This is a genomic window from Pseudomonas corni (genome assembly GCF_057128765.1).
The window spans coordinates 105,858-124,534 of the sequence record NZ_JBSKHW010000014.1 but is presented as its reverse complement, the minus strand read 5'-3'; the positions used below and the strand labels follow the sequence as shown (position 1 = coordinate 124,534).

At 56.5% G+C, this 18,677-nt stretch carries 16 protein-coding genes and 1 tRNA gene; 10 read left to right on the top strand and 7 right to left on the bottom strand.

The window, feature by feature from the left end; genetic code table 11:
• Window position 1: 1 nt before the first annotated feature.
• A complete protein-coding gene (gene pilB, locus ACWKV9_RS20870) occupies window positions 2–1,696 on the bottom strand; it encodes a type IV-A pilus assembly ATPase PilB (RefSeq protein WP_483838029.1) in 1,695 nt (564 codons plus the stop codon).
• Between the two features lie 224 nt (window positions 1,697–1,920).
• Here pilB and ACWKV9_RS20865 point away from each other — a divergent pair, with 224 nt between their 5' ends.
• The 3 genes from ACWKV9_RS20865 to ACWKV9_RS20855 all read left to right on the top strand — a co-directional run bounded on the left by ACWKV9_RS20865 (window position 1,921) and on the right by ACWKV9_RS20855 (window position 3,977).
• Window positions 1,921–2,364 (top strand): pilin, encoded by a 444-nt coding sequence (locus tag ACWKV9_RS20865; RefSeq protein ID WP_483838028.1) that lies wholly within the window; start codon window positions 1,921–1,923, stop codon window positions 2,362–2,364.
• A 73-nt stretch (window positions 2,365–2,437) separates the two neighbouring features.
• Window positions 2,438–3,859: an O-antigen ligase family protein gene (locus ACWKV9_RS20860; RefSeq protein ID WP_483838027.1), complete on the top strand. Its 1,422-nt coding sequence runs from the start codon at window positions 2,438–2,440 to the stop codon at window positions 3,857–3,859.
• 42 nt (window positions 3,860–3,901) lie between these two features.
• Window positions 3,902–3,977, top strand: a tRNA-Thr gene (locus tag ACWKV9_RS20855).
• A 335-nt stretch (window positions 3,978–4,312) separates the two neighbouring features.
• Here ACWKV9_RS20855 and nadC read toward each other — a convergent pair.
• On the bottom strand, window positions 4,313–5,161 hold the full coding sequence (nadC, locus tag ACWKV9_RS20850; RefSeq protein WP_483838026.1) for a carboxylating nicotinate-nucleotide diphosphorylase: 849 nt from the start codon (window positions 5,159–5,161) through the stop codon (window positions 4,313–4,315).
• Window positions 5,162–5,533: 372 nt separating this feature from the next.
• On the opposite strand from nadC, the gene ACWKV9_RS20845 reads away from it, so the two are divergent.
• From ACWKV9_RS20845 to ACWKV9_RS20820, 6 genes are all read left to right on the top strand, one after another.
• Entirely contained in the window at window positions 5,534–7,777 is a 2,244-nt protein-coding gene (locus ACWKV9_RS20845) for a DUF1631 domain-containing protein (RefSeq protein WP_483838025.1), read from the top strand.
• Window positions 7,778–8,036: 259 nt separating this feature from the next.
• A complete protein-coding gene (ampD, locus tag ACWKV9_RS20840) occupies window positions 8,037–8,591 on the top strand; it encodes a 1,6-anhydro-N-acetylmuramyl-L-alanine amidase AmpD (protein ID WP_483838024.1) in 555 nt (184 codons plus the stop codon).
• 10 nt (window positions 8,592–8,601) lie between these two features.
• Window positions 8,602–9,438, top strand: coding sequence for a regulatory signaling modulator protein AmpE (gene ampE / locus ACWKV9_RS20835; RefSeq protein ID WP_483838023.1), 837 nt, complete (start codon window positions 8,602–8,604; stop codon window positions 9,436–9,438).
• Between the two features lie 375 nt (window positions 9,439–9,813).
• Window positions 9,814–11,223, top strand: a complete 1,410-nt coding sequence (gene potE, locus ACWKV9_RS20830) for a putrescine-ornithine antiporter (RefSeq protein WP_483838022.1) — start codon at window positions 9,814–9,816, stop codon at window positions 11,221–11,223.
• On the top strand, window positions 11,220–13,505 hold the full coding sequence (locus ACWKV9_RS20825) for an Orn/Lys/Arg family decarboxylase (RefSeq protein WP_483838021.1): 2,286 nt from the start codon (window positions 11,220–11,222) through the stop codon (window positions 13,503–13,505). The genes potE and ACWKV9_RS20825 overlap by 4 nt, the downstream gene beginning before the upstream one ends.
• A 501-nt stretch (window positions 13,506–14,006) precedes the next feature.
• Entirely contained in the window at window positions 14,007–14,321 is a 315-nt protein-coding gene (locus tag ACWKV9_RS20820; protein ID WP_483838020.1) for an isochorismate lyase, read from the top strand.
• 319 nt (window positions 14,322–14,640) lie between these two features.
• On the opposite strand, the gene ACWKV9_RS20815 is transcribed toward ACWKV9_RS20820, so the two are convergent.
• The 5 genes from ACWKV9_RS20815 to copM all read right to left on the bottom strand — a co-directional run bounded on the left by ACWKV9_RS20815 (window position 14,641) and on the right by copM (window position 17,647).
• Window positions 14,641–14,913: a hypothetical protein gene (locus ACWKV9_RS20815; RefSeq protein ID WP_483838019.1), complete on the bottom strand. Its 273-nt coding sequence runs from the start codon at window positions 14,911–14,913 to the stop codon at window positions 14,641–14,643.
• Between the two features lie 256 nt (window positions 14,914–15,169).
• The gene (locus tag ACWKV9_RS20810; protein ID WP_483838018.1) at window positions 15,170–15,448 is read right to left on the bottom strand and encodes a hypothetical protein; all 279 of its coding nucleotides are present in this window, start codon (window positions 15,446–15,448) and stop codon (window positions 15,170–15,172) included.
• A 67-nt stretch (window positions 15,449–15,515) separates the two neighbouring features.
• Entirely contained in the window at window positions 15,516–15,653 is a 138-nt protein-coding gene (locus ACWKV9_RS20805; RefSeq protein ID WP_483838017.1) for a hypothetical protein, read from the bottom strand.
• 195 nt (window positions 15,654–15,848) lie between these two features.
• Window positions 15,849–17,030: a sugar transporter gene (locus ACWKV9_RS20800; protein WP_483838016.1), complete on the bottom strand. Its 1,182-nt coding sequence runs from the start codon at window positions 17,028–17,030 to the stop codon at window positions 15,849–15,851.
• 272 nt (window positions 17,031–17,302) lie between these two features.
• Window positions 17,303–17,647 (bottom strand): CopM family metallochaperone, encoded by a 345-nt coding sequence (copM, locus tag ACWKV9_RS20795; RefSeq protein WP_483838015.1) that lies wholly within the window; start codon window positions 17,645–17,647, stop codon window positions 17,303–17,305.
• A gap of 280 nt (window positions 17,648–17,927) precedes the next feature.
• Between copM and ACWKV9_RS20790 the strand changes: the two genes are divergently transcribed.
• On the top strand, window positions 17,928–18,389 hold the full coding sequence (locus ACWKV9_RS20790; RefSeq protein ID WP_483838014.1) for a hypothetical protein: 462 nt from the start codon (window positions 17,928–17,930) through the stop codon (window positions 18,387–18,389).
• Window positions 18,390–18,677 lie beyond the last annotated feature (288 nt).

The following is an 18,677-nucleotide window of genomic DNA, read 5'->3' as shown; positions in this document are numbered from 1 at the left end:
CTTAATCCTTGGTCACCCGGTTGATTTCCTCAAGGCTGGTCACGCCTTGCATGGCCTTCATCAAGCCAGAGGTGCGCAGATCATTGTATCCGTCCTTGCGCATCTGCTCGGAAATCTCGATGGAGTTGCCTTCTTCCATGATGATGCGTTCCAGTGCCGGTGTGCTTTTCACGACCTCGTAAATACCGACGCGGCCTTTGTAGCCGCCGTTGCAGTGTTCGCAGCCTACGGGAGAGTAAAGCTTGAACTCGCCGATTTTCGACTCCGGGAAACCTTCTGCAATTAAAGCCTCACGAGGGATGTCAGCCTCTTTTTTGCAGTGGGGGCACAGTTTTCGGGCCAGCCGCTGAGCGATGATCAGGTTGATTGCAGTGGCAATGTTGAATGCGGCGACGCCCATGTGATGTAACCGCGTCAGGGTTTCTGCCGCGCTGTTGGTGTGGAGTGTTGAAAGCACCATGTGACCGGTTTGCGAAGCTTTAATCGCAATCTCAGCCGTTTCCAAATCTCGAATCTCGCCCACCATGATCACATCCGGGTCCTGACGCAGAAATGCTCTGAGCGCCTGAGAAAAGTCCATGCCCTGACGTGGGTTAACGTTTACCTGGTTGATGCCTTCCAGGTTAATTTCCACTGGGTCTTCGGCTGTGGAGATGTTGATGTCCACGGTGTTCAGAATATTTAGGCCGGTATACAGCGAAACGGTTTTACCGGAGCCGGTGGGACCGGTCACAAGAATCATGCCTTGCGGCTGGCGCAGCGCTTCCAGATAAAGCGCTTTTTGCTCCGGCTCGTAGCCCAGCGCATCGATGCCCATTTGTGCGGTGGTCGGGTCAAGAATCCGCATCACGATCTTCTCGCCCCACAACGTCGGCAGGGTGTTAACCCGGAAATCGATCGCGCGGTTTTTCGAGATGCGCAGCTTGATCCGGCCGTCCTGCGGCTTGCGGCGCTCGGAGATATCCAGACTCGCCATGACTTTCAGGCGCGCGGCGATGCGTCCCGCCAAATGAATGGGTGGCTTCGCCACTTCGTGCAGAATTCCGTCGGTTCGCAGCCGCACGCGGAAGATTTTTTCATACGGCTCGAAGTGCAGGTCAGAAGAGCCCAGACGGATCGCATCCATCAGCATCTTGTTGACGAAGCGCACAACCGGCGCATCGTCTGCATCCTGTCCACCAATAGAGCTTTCTTTGCTTTCATCGACCGCTTCGATTTCCAGCCCCAGATCGACGTCAGCCAAGTCGCCCATCCCGGTGTGACTGTCGAAAAACTTATCGATGGCGCTGGTAAGCTTGTCGTCTTCAACCAGGATTGCTTCCGTTGTCAAACCAGTGCTGAACTGGATGTCGGTAATGGCTTGATGATTCGTTGGGTCTGAGATGCCTACGAACAGCTTGTTGCCACGTCGCCATAAAGGCAGGGCGCTGTGCTGGCGCACGAGCTTTTCGCTCACTAACCCCCTTGGTTGGCTTTCTTTATCCAGCACGCTGAGGTCAAGAAAAGGAATGCCGAACTGGTCCGACGCCACCTCGGCCAGCGTCAGGCTTTTGACCAGCTTGTTCTGAACCAGGTAATTGACCAGCGAAACCTTGTCGCGACGGGACTGTTGGTAGGCCTGCTGGGCAGTTTTTTCATTGAGCAGTTCGGCAACAACGAGTTGCTTGGCCAAACCGGTTAGGACGACATCAGTCATTACAGCCACCAGACGCAGACAATAGGTGGTTTATAGCGCAGTCGGGCTTTGCTGCCAAATGTAGACAGGTCTTATGACAAAAATTGTCAGTTACTGTCGCAAGGGGGGCAGTTTTCAGGTTGGAAATTGAGTAGGACCATCGGCGTTGGCATAGATCAGAACTTGGCATGGCATGTGCTCTCGCTTATACAAGGCACACTTTATTGACGCCTGGAGAGATGGATATGAATGTGAAGATGAACGTACAGAAGGGCTTCACCCTGATCGAACTGATGATCGTAGTCGCGATCATCGGTATCTTGGCGGCAGTAGCACTTCCTGCTTACCAGAACTACACTTTGAAAGCTCGTTACAGCGAAGTAACGTCTGTTGCTGATGCGTATAAAACTGCGGTTGCTATGTGCATCTCGTCGTTGAACACGCCAACAGGTTGCGCTCTGGGTACGAATGACATTCCGGCAACAACTTCCACTGCGTACGTCGCGAGTGTCGGGGTTGCCGATGGTGTGATTACTGTTACGCCGAAAGCAACCGGTGGTATTTCTGCCGCATCAACTTACACGCTGACCCCAGTCGTCACGGCTGGTGCCACCAATTGGACAGTGGGCGGCGGCTGCTTGGCAGCACAAGGTACTACTCCAATCCTATGTAAAGCAGCTGGTTCTTGATTTAACGGTTGATAAAAAGGCGCTTAACGGCGCCTTTTTTATTTTCAGTAATCGACTCCTGTGGCAGGGCGCTATGAGTTTTTTCACGTCATCAACTTCCAAGTTTTACGGGGGAGGATTTCTTTTTTTACTTTTCGCACCGGTGGTTTTCAACTCGATATCGGGAAATAATTGGCAGCGTGTCTCCCAATGCGTGATTGCCCTGCTTTGCTTGTTGGCGATCATTCTATTTTTCGCAAATAATCCAAATACCGCCGTACTGAATCAACGTCAACGAGTGCCGGGAATACTGATCTTCTGTCTCGCTATGCTTTCGGTGATGAACGCCCATCAAACGACATGGGCTTTCGTGGAGTTTTCCTTACTCACCGCCAGCTGTTGTATTGCCTGCGCAGTGGCGCTCGAACGTAGAAATCGAGGGGCGAGTTTTGATCGCTTAGTGATTTCATTCGTCTTGCTACTGTGCACCATCAAAAGCGTGCAGTTTATTGCTGCCACGACTGCTGCGTTCACCAGTGGGCTTGCGACGTTCAATACCCTTCTATTGCTCGAGGGGTTTTCCAACCCTCGCTTCTACGGCCAGTTCCAAACCTTCACCCTCCCGCTCCTGGCGGCCCCTCTGCTGTTAAATACATCTAAGCCCTCGACCAAAACCTGGATATTCGCGTTGCTCGCATGCTGGTGGATGATCGCCATCTGTGGCGGAACACGCGGTACATGGCTAGGTATGGGATGCGCGGCGGCGGTCCTTTTTCTCTGTGGGCCGCATGGCCGACGCTGGTGCTCCTGGCAACTTGGTGCCACGGCAGTTGGCTTAGTGCTGTTCTGGTGTTTGTTCAGCCTGCTCCCCAGTTTTCTTGGTATCGAGATGCTCAACTTTGCTGGTGACCGGCTGACTACCAGTTTGTCTGCCCGAGAGGTCATCTGGCACCAGGCATGGGAGATGATCAAAGAGCGTCCACTGCTGGGTTTCGGTCCCATGCATTTCGCGGACATTCACAACCCGGTTGCAGCCCATCCTCATCAAGCGATTTTGCAATGGGCGTGTGAATGGGGCGTGCCGTCGACGTTGTTGGTTGGATGGCTGGCGGCCCGAGGGCTGCTTGCGACACTTATGCTGATCCGAAAGAACGCAGCTTCTAGCGAGCCAGTCGATCTACTACGTATTTGTCTGTTCGCCAGTTTGCTGGGCGCATTAGCGCAATCGATGGTCGATGGCGTGATCGTCATGCCGTATTCGCAACTCTGGTTGGCGATTGTGGTGGGTTGGCTAATGGGCATTCATGAGTGGTCTGTCACGCCTGAACCAAGTGGGCCGGTCCTGCGATGGGGGTGGATGGCGACAATGATATTGGCGGTCGGATTTCTGATGTACGTTGTCGCCCGCGACTTCCCCCATCTGGATGAGCGGGAGCAGCAATACGGCCATGATTTTGGCGGAAATTTGCAGCCTCGTTTCTGGCTACAGGGCTTCATCGGGGTAAAAACTGAGTAGCTTGCTGAGCGCTATGTTCGCTGCTAGCGTTGCCACATGAGCGCCGAAATAGCTCAGTCGGTAGAGCAGCGCACTCGTAACGCGAAGGTCGTAGGTTCGATTCCTATTTTCGGCACCAGAAACACGAAAACCCCGGTCCTCAAGACCGGGCTTTTTCGTTTCTATGGTAGTAGGTACCGCCACGACGCGGGCCCTGTAGGAGCCAACTTGTTGGCGAGGCGGTCAATGCGGTGTGTCGGCCGGGCCTTGAAGACGCCAAGATAAGCCTGAGACAAAAAACTGTGGTGGGCCTGCTGGCCTCTTCGCGGACGGGTCCGCTCCCACAAGGTTTATGTTTTCTTCGCGAGCAAGTTCGTGCTCAGGCATTAGCCGGGCTACAGATCCAGCAAGCTCCCTCTCGGCTTTCGCGCTTGCCTCGCGAACAAGTTCGCTCCTACAGGGGCCGCGATCTCGTCAAATCCTCAACCGCATCGACAAATCCACCGCCTTCACATCTTTGGTCAACGTGCCGATCGAGATGTAGTCCACGCCCGTCTCGGCAATGGTGCGCAGGGTCGTTTCGTTGATACCGCCGCTGGCTTCAAGCTTCGCTCGGCCTGCTGTGAGGCGGACGGCTTCGCGCATGTCGTCCAGACTCAGTTCGTCGAGCATGATGATGTCGGCGCCGGCGTCCAGTGCTTGTTGCAATTCGCTGAGGCTTTCGACTTCGACTTCAACCGGTTTGCCGGGCGCGATTTTGTGGGCGGCGGTGATGGCTTCAGCGATGCCGCCGCAGGCTGCGATGTGGTTTTCCTTGATCAGAAAAGCATCGTGCAGACCGATGCGATGGTTGTGGCAACCGCCGCAGGTGACGGCATATTTTTGCGCGAGGCGCAGGCCGGGTAAGGTTTTGCGTGTGTCGAGCAGTTTGACCTGGGTGTCGGCAACCATATCGGCGTAATGCCGGGCGCGGGTGGCGACGCCTGACAGCAGCTGCAGGAAGTTCAAAGCGCTGCGTTCGCCGGTGAGCAAGGAGCGAGCGGGTCCTTCTAAATGAAACAGCGGCTGGTCAGGTTTGACCCGGTCACCGTCGCTGACTTGCCAGTGGACGGCGACGCGCTGATCCAATTGCCGAAAAACACTGTCGACCCAAGAGGTACCCGCGATCACCGCTTCATCTCGGGAGATAACGGTAGCGGCGGCGAGCCGTTCGGCAGGAATCAGCTGAGCGGTGATGTCGCCAGTGCCTACATCCTCAAGCAACGCACGGCGTACGTTGGCTTCGATTTCTGCGGTCAGCGCGGCGAGATGAAGATTGGGCATATCGGACTCCACTTACTAAGTGCCGCGAGTATAAGGCCATCGCCGTGGGCAGCCACCTTGCCCGCGCCTGTCATTCAGAAGGTTTGACGACAGTTGGTCGGTTTTTTCACCGCTGGTGCGACAGAACGCGATTTTCGCGGTCTATCGCAACACATGTAGCTTTTCGCCTCTATATTCATCCCAGTGGGGAGAAGCGCGTGATGGCGAACGGAAAGACTTTCGAAGATACTCCCCTTGTTTTGACGTCATAGCTTTGACGTTTTGCCCGATTTATCCCATGGACCTCGAAATCTATCAGCGAATGGCGCGCCCATGCGTCCATTGCTCAGCGTTCGTATTAGATGTGTGTGCAGTAGCAGAGAGGAGGCCTTGATGCAGAACGACGGTAAAGTGGTGCCCTTAAGCAAGGCGGGTCCTGAACATACGGGGCCTTCGCCAGTTGCTCGGCTGCCAGTCGTTCTTCTGCAAGTGCGTGACAAGGCGGCCCAGCAGCTCAAAGAGAGCCTGCAGACCCTGTTCGATAACGCCGACGACACGCTGTTCGAAATGGCCGACCGGGCGCACAACAACACCGAGCAAAACATCTTCTTCGAGGCCATGCGTGATCTGCGTCTGAAGCGCAAAAGCATCGAGCGCAATTTCCTCGACAAGTTCTTCGAATCCTTCCTGCGTCTGGGCCAGTATCAGGTTGCCGAGCCGACTCTGGCAGAGCCCGTATCCTTCGACAAACTGGCGCTGGTACATAACGACGATCTGGAACGAACCGTCGCCGTGGACGCCATGGTCACCAAGGTCTTGAGTCGCGATGGTGTCGCCTTGAGTCAGGTCACGACTCGCCTCAATGAGTTGATCCCACAGCCGCTGACTGATGAGTCCAATCCACTGGGCCCGTTGCGTCTGTGCGAATGCTTTCTGCAAGCGGGCCAAAACCTTGGGGTCGAGATCAAGGTCAAGCTGATCATCCTCAAGCTGTTTGAAAAATACGCACTCACCAACGCTGACCAATTGTACGAAGAGGCTAACCAACTGCTGATCGCTGCCGGGGTATTACCCGAGCTGAAGGTTTTGCCATCGCGTCGTTCAACCGATCGCTCGACTTCGACTGCGCGTGCGCCAGAAGGTCAGCGTGCTGAAACCGCAGAACTGACGCAGGCGACGGCCAGTCTCGATAAGAGCGTGCAGGAAGTATTTGGCGCGCTTCAGGAGTTGTTGGTGCATGTGCGTGGCAATCTGACGACGCGCAAAGACACCAACGGCGAAGCCCGCCCGATTTCCAGCCCCGACCTGTTGCGGCTGCTGTCTCACTTGCAGCAATACGTCCCCACGTCCGATACGCCCGACGACTTCGATTTGCGTACGCAGCTGGAGCAGTTGATCACCCGGGTCAGCGTCAGGAGCGGAAAATTTCGCGTCGTGGGCGTGGTGGACGAGGACGTGATCAACCTGATCGCGATGCTGTTTGAGTTCATCCTCGATGATCGAAATCTGCCCAGTTCGCTGCGCGCGCTGATTGGTCGTTTGCAGATCCCGATGTTGAAAATCGCGGTCATCGACAAGAGTTTTTTCAGCCGCGGCAGTCATCCGGCGCGGCGCTTGCTCAACGAAATTGCTTCGGCGGCATTGGGCTGGGGCGGGCGTGACGACAGCCAGCGAGACTCTCTTTACTCGCGTATCGATCAGATCGTGCAGCGGCTGCTGCATGACTTTGTCGATGACCCGCAAATATTCACCGAGCTGCTGGTAGATTTCCTCGCCTTCACCGGTGATGAGCGACGTCGCAGCGAATTGCTCGAACAGCGGACCCGCGATGCCGAAGAAGGCCGCGCGCTGGCAGAGATGGCCAGGCAGCGGGTGCAACAGGCGCTGAATGAGCGCCTGCTGGGCAAAACGCTGCCCGAAGTGGTCGTGCGTCTGTTGCAGGAAGCGTGGAGCAAAGTGCTCTTGCTCACTTGCCTCAAGCATGGCTACGAATCGGCTGAATGGCAGGCCGGTTTGATCGCGATGGATGATCTGATCTGGAGCGTCGAGGCCCACGATGAGCCCGAGGCCCGTCAGCGATTACTCGATCTGGTGCCGGGGTTGTTGAAGTCTCTGCGTGATGGCCTGAGTAGCGCGGCGTTCGACCCGTTCGCGACGAGCGACTTCTTCAGTCAGCTTGAGGCGCTGCATGTTCAGGCGTTCCATCATGTTACCCGGGCTTCTGACGAGAACGCTGAAACCACGAAGTCTGAGGCACCCGCCGGTCTGCCGATGATGGCGGTGGTTGAAGAGATCGTACTGATTGCCCCTGGTGAGCAAATGCTCAGCGAACCTGCTTTGCAATTGCCCGCCGATGATCCGGGCCTGTTGCAGGTTGACACGCTGCGCTTGGGTTGCTGGATCGAAATCCAGGAAGACGAAGAGCACAAATTGCGCTGCAAGCTGGCCGCGATTGTCGAGCCGAGTGGGCGCTACGTGTTCGTCAATCGTACCGGCATGAAAGTGCTGGAAAAGACCCGCATGGGCTTGGCGGTGGAGTTCCGTCGCGGCTCTATCCGCGTGCTGGACGATGCGCTGTTGTTCGACCGGGCGCTGGATTCGGTGCTGGGGAATTTGCGTAAGCTCAAGAACACGTAAGTCCGGGCTTCTGCCGAAGGCGTAGGAGTCAGGCTTGCCGACGATCTGCCGGGAACCGGCAGTAAACTCTGTCCAACAAGGGTTTCAGGTATTTAACGGTTGGCCGATTCAGGGCCGCTTCGCGCCCCATCGCTGCCGTCGTCACCTCCGAGAGCTCCTACGGCCTCCGGCCAGAATCGGCGATTCAGGATTCCCTCCCCACAATTCTTCCCATCGCGGGCATACTGGCGGCTGTCGATAGACCGTTCAAGGAACCTTCATGCGATTGGACTCCGCCACAGGCTGGTGCCACGGCGCGCATCATTGCCCTTCGCCCAATTTCAATACACGGCCTGACGCCGAAATCTCGCTGCTGGTGATTCATAACATCAGCTTGCCCCCCGCCCAATTCAAGACCGGCAAGGTCCAGGCGTTTTTTCAAAACACACTGGACGTCACCGAACATCCCTACTTTGATTGCATCGCTGACCTACGCGTCTCCGCGCATTTTTTGATTGAGCGCGATGGCGAGCTGACGCAATTCGTCTCCTGTCTCGACCGCGCCTGGCATGCCGGTGTGTCGAGTTTCGAAGGGCGTGAGACGTGCAACGATTTCTCTATCGGCATTGAGCTAGAGGGCACGGATGATCAGCCCTTCACCGACGCCCAATACACCGCCCTGATTCATCTGACCCAGCAGTTGCAGACTGCTTATCCCGCGATCACAGCGCATCGGATTTGCGGGCACAGTGACATTGCGCCGGGACGTAAGACCGATCCGGGTCCATGCTTTGACTGGGCGCGGTTTCGTACGGCTTTGAAGATTTGTAAATGAGGAAAAGTGAATGAGTTTTCTGGTGTTGCTGTTGGCCGTGTGGATCGAAAAGTTTTCCGCCCTGCGCCAACGTGTTCAGCGCGACGGCCCCTGGTTGCGTCAGCTGGGTCGGCTTGAATCCAGTCCGCGCACTGCCAGGCAGCCATGGATGATGTTGGCGCTGATGGTGCTGGTGCCGGTTTTGGTATTGGCGCTGATTCTGGTGGTACTGGGTTCAGTTGCTTATGGCTGGCTGGCATTGCCGATTCATTTGCTGGTGTTGATTTACAGCCTGGGCCGAGGCGATGTGAAAGGCGATCTTGGACCGTTTCGTGATGCCTGCCGTCGAGGCGATCAGGAAGCTGCGGTATTGGTGGCCGAGCGTGATCTGGGTGTTGAGGCAGACAACAGCGAGCAACTTTTGCAGGGCGTGCAGAGTTTTCTGCTGTGGCAGATTTATCAGGGCTTTTTTGCTGTGATCTTTTGGTATTTCCTGCTCGGCCCGGTCGCTGCGCTCAGCTATCGGCTGCTCGCGCTGGCCGCCGAGCACGGTAAGACACCTGCGTTAGTTGAGCGCGCGTCGCAGCTGCGTCATGCGTTTGACTGGATTCCGGTTCGGCTGCTGGCGGCAAGCTTTGCACTGGTGGGTAATTTCGTCGCGGTCAGCCGCGTGATGTTGCATGAGCTGCTGAACTGGAACATCAGCGCAGCCAACTTGATCACCAAAGTCGGCTGCGTCGCGGGTGAAGTGCCAGCGCCAGTGATGGGCGTCGAAGGTGTCAGCAGTCTGGACGTGCTGTGGGAATTGCTGATCCGTGCGGCGATTGTCTGGTATGCCGGGTTCGCGTTGTGGACCTTATTGGTTTAAGCATCTTATGTAGGAGCGCGCTTGCCCGCGAACTCGATCCACCTGCGCCAGTGTGTTCGACTGACATGCCGCAATCGCGGGCAAGCGCGCTCCTATAGAATCACTTTCAGTGAAAAATCCTGCTGATTTGCATCTTTTATGATTTAAATCAGTAGTTGTCGCCCGGATAAACTTATCTTCGATCAGTCATGTTTCTGCGCTTAGATGCTGCGGCAGCGTTTGCTCATTTTAGTGTGCCGGCGGCGCCATATAATAAGCTTAATTCTTCAGAAAGATGGCGGTAGGCTAGCAGTTGGTCTGCTCCTCATTTCTTGCCACATTCCTATCTTTTGCTATAGCTAACACTCTCTCTCACGGCATCAATGAGGCAACGGAATGTCAGTCGCAAAGAAAATGAGTGTGGGGCAGCTGACGATGTTAACCGCAGTCAATATGTTGGGCTCAGGCATCGTGTTGCTACCGTCCAAACTCGCCGAAGTCGGCGCTATTTCGATACTGTCCTGGATCATCACGGCTACCGGCTCGCTGGCTCTGGCATACGCCTTCGCGCGCTGTGGCATGCTCAGCCGAAAGACCGGCGGCATGGGCGGATATGCCGAATACACGTTCGGTAAGAGCGGCAACTACATTACTAATTACACTTACGGCGTGTCGTTATTGATTGCCAATGTGGCGATCAGTATTACGGCCGTCGGTTATATCCAGGTGCTGTTCGATGTGCAGCTGAACTCCCTGCAAGTAGGCCTGGCAACCATCGGGTTATTGTGGCTGACGACGTTCGCAAACTTCGGTGGCGCGAGTATCACCGGCAAGATTGGCGCAATCACTGTTTGGGGTGTCATCGCCCCGGTGTTGCTGGTTTCGACTATCGGCTGGTTCTGGTTCGACAGCAGCGTTTATGCCGCTGGCTGGAACCCTCATGACAAAGGCTGGTTCGAAGCGGCGGGCGCTTCTGTGGCGATTACGCTGTGGGCGTTTCTGGGGCTTGAGTCGGCGTGCGCCAACACCGATGCGGTGGAAAACCCCGAGAAAAACGTACCCATCGCGGTCCTCGGTGGCACCTTGGGCGCGGCAGTGATTTACATCGTCTCGACCAACGTCATCGCCGGCATTGTCAGCAACCCCGAGCTGGTCGCATCCACTGCGCCGTTTGGGCTGGTGTTCGCCAAAATGTTCAACCCCATGGTCGGCAGCATCGTGATGGGCTTGATGGTACTTGCCTGCATCGGCTCGTTGCTGGGTTGGCAGTTCACCATCGCCCAAGTGTTCAAAAGCTCAGCGGACACGGGGTACTTTCTGCCGATCTTCGCCAAGGCCAACAAGGCGGGTACTCCGATTGTCGGCATGCTGATTTTGCTCGCGGGCCAGACCGCGCTTGGGTTCCTGACGATCAGCCCGGACCTAAGCAAGCAGTTCGACATACTCGTGAATCTGGCGGTGGTGACTAATCTGGTGCCGTACATCCTGTCGATGGCCGCGTTGATGACCATGCAGAAGGTCTCCAACGTCCCGGCTGGCAAAGCGTTAGTCACCAACGTCATCGCCTGGATCGCTGCGGCCTACAGCTACCTCGCACTTTACAGCTCCGGCGAGCAGGCGCTGATGCTCGGCGGGGTGGCGACCATCTTCGGCTACACGCTATTCGGCTTCGTCAACAATCGCCTGATACGCCTCGAAGCACTCAATAACAGCGTGCCGGTGCAAACCGTCAGCGCGCAGCACATCGAGGGTTCAGCCACCCCGGTGAACGACTTGAATTCAGCCACTCTGGAGCTTCGACCATGACGGAAAACAGACACCTGCTTGGCATGCTGGCGCTATTGATCAGCAGCCCGCCGGACAAACGCACCGTATTCGGTCGTGCCTTGAACCAACTGATCAACGATGTCGAGGAACGCTCCATCAGCGTGTTGGTTTCGGAAAGCCTGAGCGACGCGACTTCGATTCTGCATTCCGATCCGGCCATTCAGTGCGTGCTGCTGAGCTGGGAAATGGACAAAAGCGAGGGGCACGAGGAGTGCATCAAGCTGCTGACCAATCTGCGCGAGCGCAACACGCGGGTGCCGGTGTTTCTGATCAGCGACCGCAGCACCGCGTCGAGCATTCCGCTGGTGGTCATGCAGCACGCCGATGACTTTATCTGGCTGCCCGAGGACACCAGCCGCTTCTTAAGTGGGCGGATCATGGCGGCCATCGAGCGCTATCGTCAGGCGGTCTTGCCGCCGATGTTTGGCGCGCTGCTGAAGTTCGCGCGCTCCTATGAGTATTCGTGGCATACGCCGGGGCACGCGGGCGGTACGGCTTTTTTGAAAAGCACGGCGGGGAGGGCGTTTTACGAATTCTTTGGGGAAAACCTGCTGCGCTCCGACCTATCGATATCGGTCGGCGAGTTGGGCTCGTTGCTCGATCACAGCGGCCCCATCGGTCAGGGCGAACGCTACGCGGCCAAGGTGTTTGGCGCCCATCGCACGTATTACGTCACCAATGGCTCATCGACCTCCAATCGCGTCATCCTCATGGCCAGCGTCACGCGCGATCAAATTGCCCTGTGCGACCGCAATTGCCACAAGTCCGCCGAGCACGCGATGACCTTGTCCGGCGCGATTCCGACCTATCTGGTGCCGACGCGAAATCGCTACGGGATCATCGGCCCGATCCTGCCGCAAACCTTGAGCTCCGAAGCGGTGAAGGCTGCTATTGCCAACAACCCGTTGGTCAAGGATGGCATCGACCCCACACCGATCCACGCCATCGTCACCAACTCCACGTATGACGGCCTGACCTATAACGTCACCCGCGTTGAAGAACTGCTCGGCCAGAGCGTCGATCGCCTGCATTTCGACGAGGCGTGGTACGGCTACGCGCGATTCAATCCGCTGTACAAAGACCGTTTCGCGATGCACGGCAATCCCGCTGATCACGATGAGTCACGCCCGACTGTATTCGCGACGCAATCGACTCATAAGCTGCTGGCAGCGTTGTCCCAAGCATCCATGATTCACGTGCGCAATGGGCGCAACCCCATTCCACACGGGCGCTTTAACGAGTCGTTCATGATGCACGCCTCGACCTCGCCCAACTACGCGATCATGGCCTCGTGCGACGTCAGCTCAGCCATGATGGAAGCGCCCAGTGGGCAGATTCTGACCAACGAATCGATTGAAGAGGCCATCGCGTTTCGCCAGGTCATTTCGCGCATGAAGAGCGAAATGCTCGGCCACGACGACTGGTTCTTCTCGTGCTGGCAGCCGCCGTCGGTGAAAGTGGACGGGGAGGTGGTGCCATTTCATCAGGCTGATCCGTTGACCCTCAAGACCGACCCCAATTGCTGGGTGTTGCACCCCAACGAAGTGTGGCACGGGTTTGGCGATATCGAAGAAGGCTACTGCATGCTCGACCCGATCAAGGTCTCGGTGCTGAGTCCTGGGATGGGGGACGACGGCGAATTGCTCGACTTCGGGATTCCGGCGTGTGTACTCAGCGCGTACCTGGGACGACAAGGGATCGTGGTTGAGAAAACCACTGATTTCACGATCTTGTTCCTGTTCTCGATCGGCATCACCAAAGGCAAATGGGGCACGCTGGTCAATGCGCTGCTGGACTTCAAACGCGACTACGACACCAACCTAGAGCTGGAACTGTGCCTGCCGGATTTGCTGACCGCCAATCAACAGCGCTATGCCGGGATGGGCCTCAAGGATTTGGCTCAGGACATCTTCGCCGCGATGAAGAAAAACAAGACCACCTCGACCATGGCCAAAGCGTTCGGCATGTTGCCGCAAGCGGAATTCAGCCCTGTGGAGGCCTATGAAAAGCTGGTCAAGAATCAGGTTGAGCAGGTAAACCTTGAACAAGCGGCAGGGCGTATCGTCGCCACCGGCATCGTGCCGTATCCGCCTGGCATCCCGCTGTTGATGCCCGGCGAAAACGCAGGACCCGCCGATGGACCGCTGCTGGCGTATCTGCGAGCCCTGGAAAACTTCGACAAATCCTTCCCCGGTTTCACCCACGACACCCACGGAATCGAAAGCGAGGCGGGCGAGTATCGGTTGTTGGTGTTGAAGTGAGATTGCGATCGCTTTGCTGATTCTGGCCGGAGGCCGTGGGAGCTGCTTGCTCGCTATCTGCCACGAAGCGGCAGCAAAACCTGCAGATGAGGTGCGCCTGATGCACTGAGCCGTCTGGTTTCAGGCCGCTTCGCAGTCGGACGCGACCCCGGCCCATCGTCGGCAAGCCGGAGTCCTACGCCCTGCGGGCAGAAGCTGGATTCTCTCCACATACAAAGTCCACGCCAGACGCAAACCCCGTGGGAGCGGACCTGTCCGCGAAAAGGCCGGCCCACCCGCAGTGTATCGGTCGTCCGTACCACTGCATTCGCGGACAGGTCCGCTCTCACGAAATCTTTATTTGCTCCCAAAATGCGGCGTTTGAGCGTTACGTAACGCATTTTTTGCCAGGAGCCTGCAGCAAGTCGTTTTCCCATTATGGTTAATATCGGTACATTGCGGACTTCTGCTGACGCTGCAGCTGCAGATAACGATCAGACAAGGATGACAAGGATGACAAGGATGACCTCTCATACCCCTATAAGCCCAAGCGCCTGCTCCAGTATGGAAGAGATTCGGACTGAAATTGATCGGATCGATAAAATCGTGATTTCGCTTCTAGCCGAGCGCTTTGAGTACGTGAAGGCTGCATCTAAATTCAAGACGTCGGAGGCATCAGTTAGAGCCCCCGAGCGTTTCAAAGCGATGCTATTACAGCGCCGAAGCTGGGCAGAGCAGGACGGCCTGAACGCCGACGCAATCGAGAAAATGTACCGGGACCTGGTCACATATTTTATCGAAGAGGAGATGCGTCGTTGGACGGGTGCAGGTTCGTGAGAGCTGGTTGTTCAACTTGCTCAAATATACGACCTGTTGGAGCGAGGCTTGCCCGCGAAGCCAACGACGCGCAGTGTCAGGACAAGCCGAGGTCTCAGCTTCGTCGGCAAGCCGGAGTCCTACGCCCTGCGGGCAGAAGCTGGATTCTCTCCACATACAAAGTCCACGCCAGACGCAAACCCCGTGGGAGCGGACCTGTCCGCGAAAAGGCCGGCCCACCCGCAGTGTATCGGTCGTCCGTACCACTGCATTCGCGGACAGGTCCGCTCTCACAGGATATTCGTTTACTCAGCCAAACCTCGGCGTCTGGGCTACCGACTCAGTTGCTCTGGACTTTCTGCAGCGCCTGTTGCGTGAGAGTCACGCACTCGCGGGCTCCGTCGTCGTTGTGACGGGCGCGGGCGGATTCGGCGCGGTGGACGGTGGTGTCGATATCGCTTTTGACGGCATCGCTCAGATTGGGTCGGGCGACTTTGGCGTCGCGGATTTTGCTCAGGTTCATCTGGCACTGGCTGTCGTCATTGTTGGCGAACGCAGACAGTGGCAGGGCGGCAGCGGTCAGGATGAGGCTGGCGAGCAGGACATGTTTCATTATTGTTTTCCGCGTGGGTTTGACAGTGGGGTGCCGCTATCACGCGACGTCACCATGAGACAGCGAAATGCGACTTTTTGCTACGCCTATCGTCGCGCTCGGTTGGCAGTACATCCTACAAAGCAACGCGTGCGCTTGAGCAGTCGGGAATATGTTGGAGGAATGAAGCGAGGGGGAAGCGGGCAACGGGATTTTATCTTCAGAAATGAATAAGGGCCCGTTCAGGCCCTTATTGTTTTGAGTCAGTACAGCCACTTCAGATTCTATTGCTCTGCGAGCTGCGCCGGATATTCCGCGCTGGCCTGCTGCTTTCAACTTCCAGCAGATGCTCGGCCAGGACGTCGTTGAGGAAGCGAAACTGATCCGTCAGGCCAATCACCTCGTTACTGAAGTGGTGAGCGGCCGCTGGCATCAGAAACCCAACAAAACGGTTGTCGCTGATCAGCATTTCTTTTTTGCGGGCGATGACATGTTGTGAGTAGTAGTTATTGCCAAACTTGGGGAAGCTGACGTGCAAGCTTACTTCTCGGGTCATGTCTAGTGCTCCGCAGTGCAGTGAAAGTTGTTAAACAAGGTGCTGATAAGTGTCAGCTACTTGGCCTTTAGTTGGCCGGTGCCATGACACGATTTTCATCTTCGTTGGCGGGTATCAAAACCGTGGCCAAGTCGAAAAACTTGAGGGCGACGACGTAAGTGGTAAACGCCGACAGAGCCAGGCAAGTAAGCAAATGAATCAACATGTTCTAGCCCTCAGTTCGTGTTTGGGTGTGAGGCGATGGTACGCCCATGAGATTTGAGCGGAAGGCATAAGCGCGAATGGTGAATATCGACAGGAATGATGTTCGCCGCTGGAACTTCATTTCGTGCGTATCAGACATGAAAAAGGCGCCGCAGCTTTCGCTGCCGGCGCCTTCTCAACTGATGGCCTGCAACCCTCAGGCGCGCAAGGTCTCGCGGAACCGGTATGTCGCCAGGCAGCACAGCAGCAAGCCACCACTAGCCAGCAGGCCACCGACCAGGCCAATGTTGGCGATGCCGAGCTGGCTGATCACCATGCTGCCCAGAAGCGCGCCGCCGCCGATGCCGATGTTGTAAATCCCTGAGTGCAGGGCCATCGCCACGTCGGTCGCATCAGGCGCCATCGCCAGGACTTTGGACTGCATCACCAGACCGAAGCACATGATCGCAATGCCCCAGATGATGCTCAACCCGCCCAGCATTGATGAGCTACCCGACAGCGGCAGCAGTAACAGCAGACTGGTTGCCAGCGCAGCGATAGACGTGATCAGTAAGCCTTGGGGGAAGCGATTGTTGTAACGGCTGAATACGAACGAGCCGAGAGTGCCCGCGCCGCCGAACAGCAGCAACAGCACGGTGGTCATCTCGCCGCTCATGTGCGCGACGCTCTGTGCGAAAGGTTCGATGTAGCTGTAAGCCGTGAACTGCGCCGTAACCACCAACGCCGTCAGCAAATACAGCGACATCAGGGCAGGGCGTTTGAACAGAATCGGCAAGCTGCGCAGCGACCCCGAGTTCTGGCTTGGCAACAGCGGCAGCGACTTGAGCAGGCACAGCACGGTAACCCCAGCGGCTGCGGCAATCGCCAGGAACGTCATGCGCCAGCCCAGCGCTTCGCCGAGAATCCGACCCAACGGAATACCCAGCACCATCGCCAGCGCCGTCCCGGTCGAGAGCAAACCCAAGGCCTGCACTTGCTTGCCTTCTGGCGCGACCCTTACGGCGAGCGATGCGGTGATCGACCAGAACACCGCATGCGCAAACGCGATGCCGATGCGGCTGATCAGCAACATGGAGAAGCTCGACGCCATGCTCGACATGATGTGACTAGCAATGAACACCACGAACACGAAGGTCAGCAACTTGCGCCGCTCGATGTTGCGGGTCATCAGCATCATCGGCAGCGAAGTCAGGGAAACCACCCAGGCGTACACCGTCAACATCAGCCCGACCTGGGCCGTTGTCATGTCAAAGCTGTGGCCGATCGCGCTCAACAGGCCGACGGGCACAAACTCAGTGGTGTTGAAAATAAAAGCCGCGAGGGCCAGAGCGATGACGCTCAGCCAACTTCCGGTGCGGACATCCTGGGTGCTGTTCATTGAAGACGTACTAGCCTCACATAAATATCGACGGCCACTGACACAATCTCAATCTCAAAAGACCCACACACAAAAATGCCGCCGAAGGCTGGTGCCTGGGCAGTGCATGAGGTGAGCAAAATATTATGAGTATGAGGAAGTGCAGCGTGATGACGCGGATTCTACGCCGCTGTTAACGTTGTCACAACTCACCGCTCTAGCCTGCGGTCCACAGGTGACGAGCGGTGATGAGCGGTAACGGCCGACAGCGCGTCAGCCCTCGTTCACAACTCTTACTTCTTCTCTGGATGAGCCTTGAGCCAGGCCTTCATCTGCGCCATTTCGGCGTCCTGCGCCTTGATGATGTTCTCCGCCAGCGCGCGCATTTCCGGGTCTTTGCCGTACTTGAGCTGAATCCTGGCCATATCCACCGCGCCTTGGTGATGCGGCAACATCCCTTGAGCGAACGCCACGTCCGGGTCATTGCTCATGACGCCGTGATGCATGTCGTCCTTCATCCCGCCCATCGATTGCATGTAGTCCTTGTGCATCTGGTCGATGTTGCTGTCGTCGGCGGCCATGACCACGGACGAAGTGAGGCTTAAAGCGAGCGTGGTAAATGCCAGGATCTTATTCATGGGGATATTCATCTCAATGTCGTAGAGGTAGAGGTGATTACGTTAATCCTTGCCATTGGGGGAATGTCAATGGGGAAAGGTTGATGTCGACTGTTATCTTCTGCCCGGAGGGCGTAGGAATCCGACTTGCCGACGATGGGGTGCATCGACAACACGGTGCAGATACGTTCGGAAATTTCGCTCACGGATTTCGGAAGCAGACTTCTATGATGCAGATAAACCCACCTTGCGCGGCTTAGGTAGAACCGGTCGCACAGCAGATGCTTTCAGGGAGATTTAAATGAAGTGGGCAGTCCTGTTGTCGGCGCTAATCCTCACCGGGTGTGCATCGAAAGTTGTTGAGTATCAACCAGCCACGATATCTGACGAGCAGGCTAGGTCGGTTATAGAGCAGGTCTTGATGGAGCAACCGCAGAAGACCAGGCCTGAACAAGTGGCCTTCACCACCGAATACATCGCATATGGAAACGGTGTGGTTTCGCAGACCAAAGGGTTCGCCAGTGCCGTTCCTATTGGCAACGGCGCATTTGCTTCTGGTTCATCGACGACTAGTTCGAAGTCACTCCAAACCCGCATCTATTTCAATTCGATAGGAACAGTCACGCTTTATTCGAAGCGCGGCCGCTGGGTAGTGATCACCCGCAACCTTGCCGGATCTGTACTTAACAGCTCGTTAGTCGACGGACAGAGCAAGGCCCAGCGTTTCGTTGATTCGATGGTTCATTTCCGCAAAGGGGCATGAAGGTGAATGCCCCTGGCTTGGCGTCTCCACCTTTGCCGACGGCCTATTGGCATTCCCGCCGCTGAGTTCAGTTGGCCCCAATCCTGAACTTGAATTTGTCTGTAGGCCACCAGGTCCACGATGGGGGCGGAGAGTAGCAACCAGGCTGGTTTGGCGGAGTTGCATCACACCTGACCGTGTAGCCTTTGTTGGTGATTTCCCTGCCTCCCTCCCCGGTTCCGCGCTCGTTATAAGAAGCGCAACCGGCGAGCAAGCTCAAGGCTAAGAAAATGAGGGTTCGATTCATAG

What these genes read in the sequence shown, in the direction of transcription:
- pilB (WP_483838029.1), bottom strand. Translation starts at nt 1,696, where the DNA reads ATGACTGATGTCGTCCTAACCGGTTTGGCCAAGCAACTCGTTGTTGCC.
- ACWKV9_RS20865 (WP_483838028.1), top strand. Translation starts at nt 1,921, where the DNA reads ATGAATGTGAAGATGAACGTACAGAAGGGCTTCACCCTGATCGAACTG.
- ACWKV9_RS20860 (WP_483838027.1), top strand. Translation starts at nt 2,438, where the DNA reads ATGAGTTTTTTCACGTCATCAACTTCCAAGTTTTACGGGGGAGGATTT.
- nadC (WP_483838026.1), bottom strand. Translation starts at nt 5,161, where the DNA reads ATGCCCAATCTTCATCTCGCCGCGCTGACCGCAGAAATCGAAGCCAAC.
- ACWKV9_RS20845 (WP_483838025.1), top strand. Translation starts at nt 5,534, where the DNA reads ATGCAGAACGACGGTAAAGTGGTGCCCTTAAGCAAGGCGGGTCCTGAA.
- ampD (WP_483838024.1), top strand. Translation starts at nt 8,037, where the DNA reads ATGCGATTGGACTCCGCCACAGGCTGGTGCCACGGCGCGCATCATTGC.
- ampE (WP_483838023.1), top strand. Translation starts at nt 8,602, where the DNA reads ATGAGTTTTCTGGTGTTGCTGTTGGCCGTGTGGATCGAAAAGTTTTCC.
- potE (WP_483838022.1), top strand. Translation starts at nt 9,814, where the DNA reads ATGTCAGTCGCAAAGAAAATGAGTGTGGGGCAGCTGACGATGTTAACC.
- ACWKV9_RS20825 (WP_483838021.1), top strand. Translation starts at nt 11,220, where the DNA reads ATGACGGAAAACAGACACCTGCTTGGCATGCTGGCGCTATTGATCAGC.
- ACWKV9_RS20820 (WP_483838020.1), top strand. Translation starts at nt 14,007, where the DNA reads ATGACCTCTCATACCCCTATAAGCCCAAGCGCCTGCTCCAGTATGGAA.
- ACWKV9_RS20815 (WP_483838019.1), bottom strand. Translation starts at nt 14,913, where the DNA reads ATGAAACATGTCCTGCTCGCCAGCCTCATCCTGACCGCTGCCGCCCTG.
- ACWKV9_RS20810 (WP_483838018.1), bottom strand. Translation starts at nt 15,448, where the DNA reads ATGACCCGAGAAGTAAGCTTGCACGTCAGCTTCCCCAAGTTTGGCAAT.
- ACWKV9_RS20805 (WP_483838017.1), bottom strand. Translation starts at nt 15,653, where the DNA reads ATGTTGATTCATTTGCTTACTTGCCTGGCTCTGTCGGCGTTTACCACT.
- ACWKV9_RS20800 (WP_483838016.1), bottom strand. Translation starts at nt 17,030, where the DNA reads ATGAACAGCACCCAGGATGTCCGCACCGGAAGTTGGCTGAGCGTCATC.
- copM (WP_483838015.1), bottom strand. Translation starts at nt 17,647, where the DNA reads ATGAATAAGATCCTGGCATTTACCACGCTCGCTTTAAGCCTCACTTCG.
- ACWKV9_RS20790 (WP_483838014.1), top strand. Translation starts at nt 17,928, where the DNA reads ATGAAGTGGGCAGTCCTGTTGTCGGCGCTAATCCTCACCGGGTGTGCA.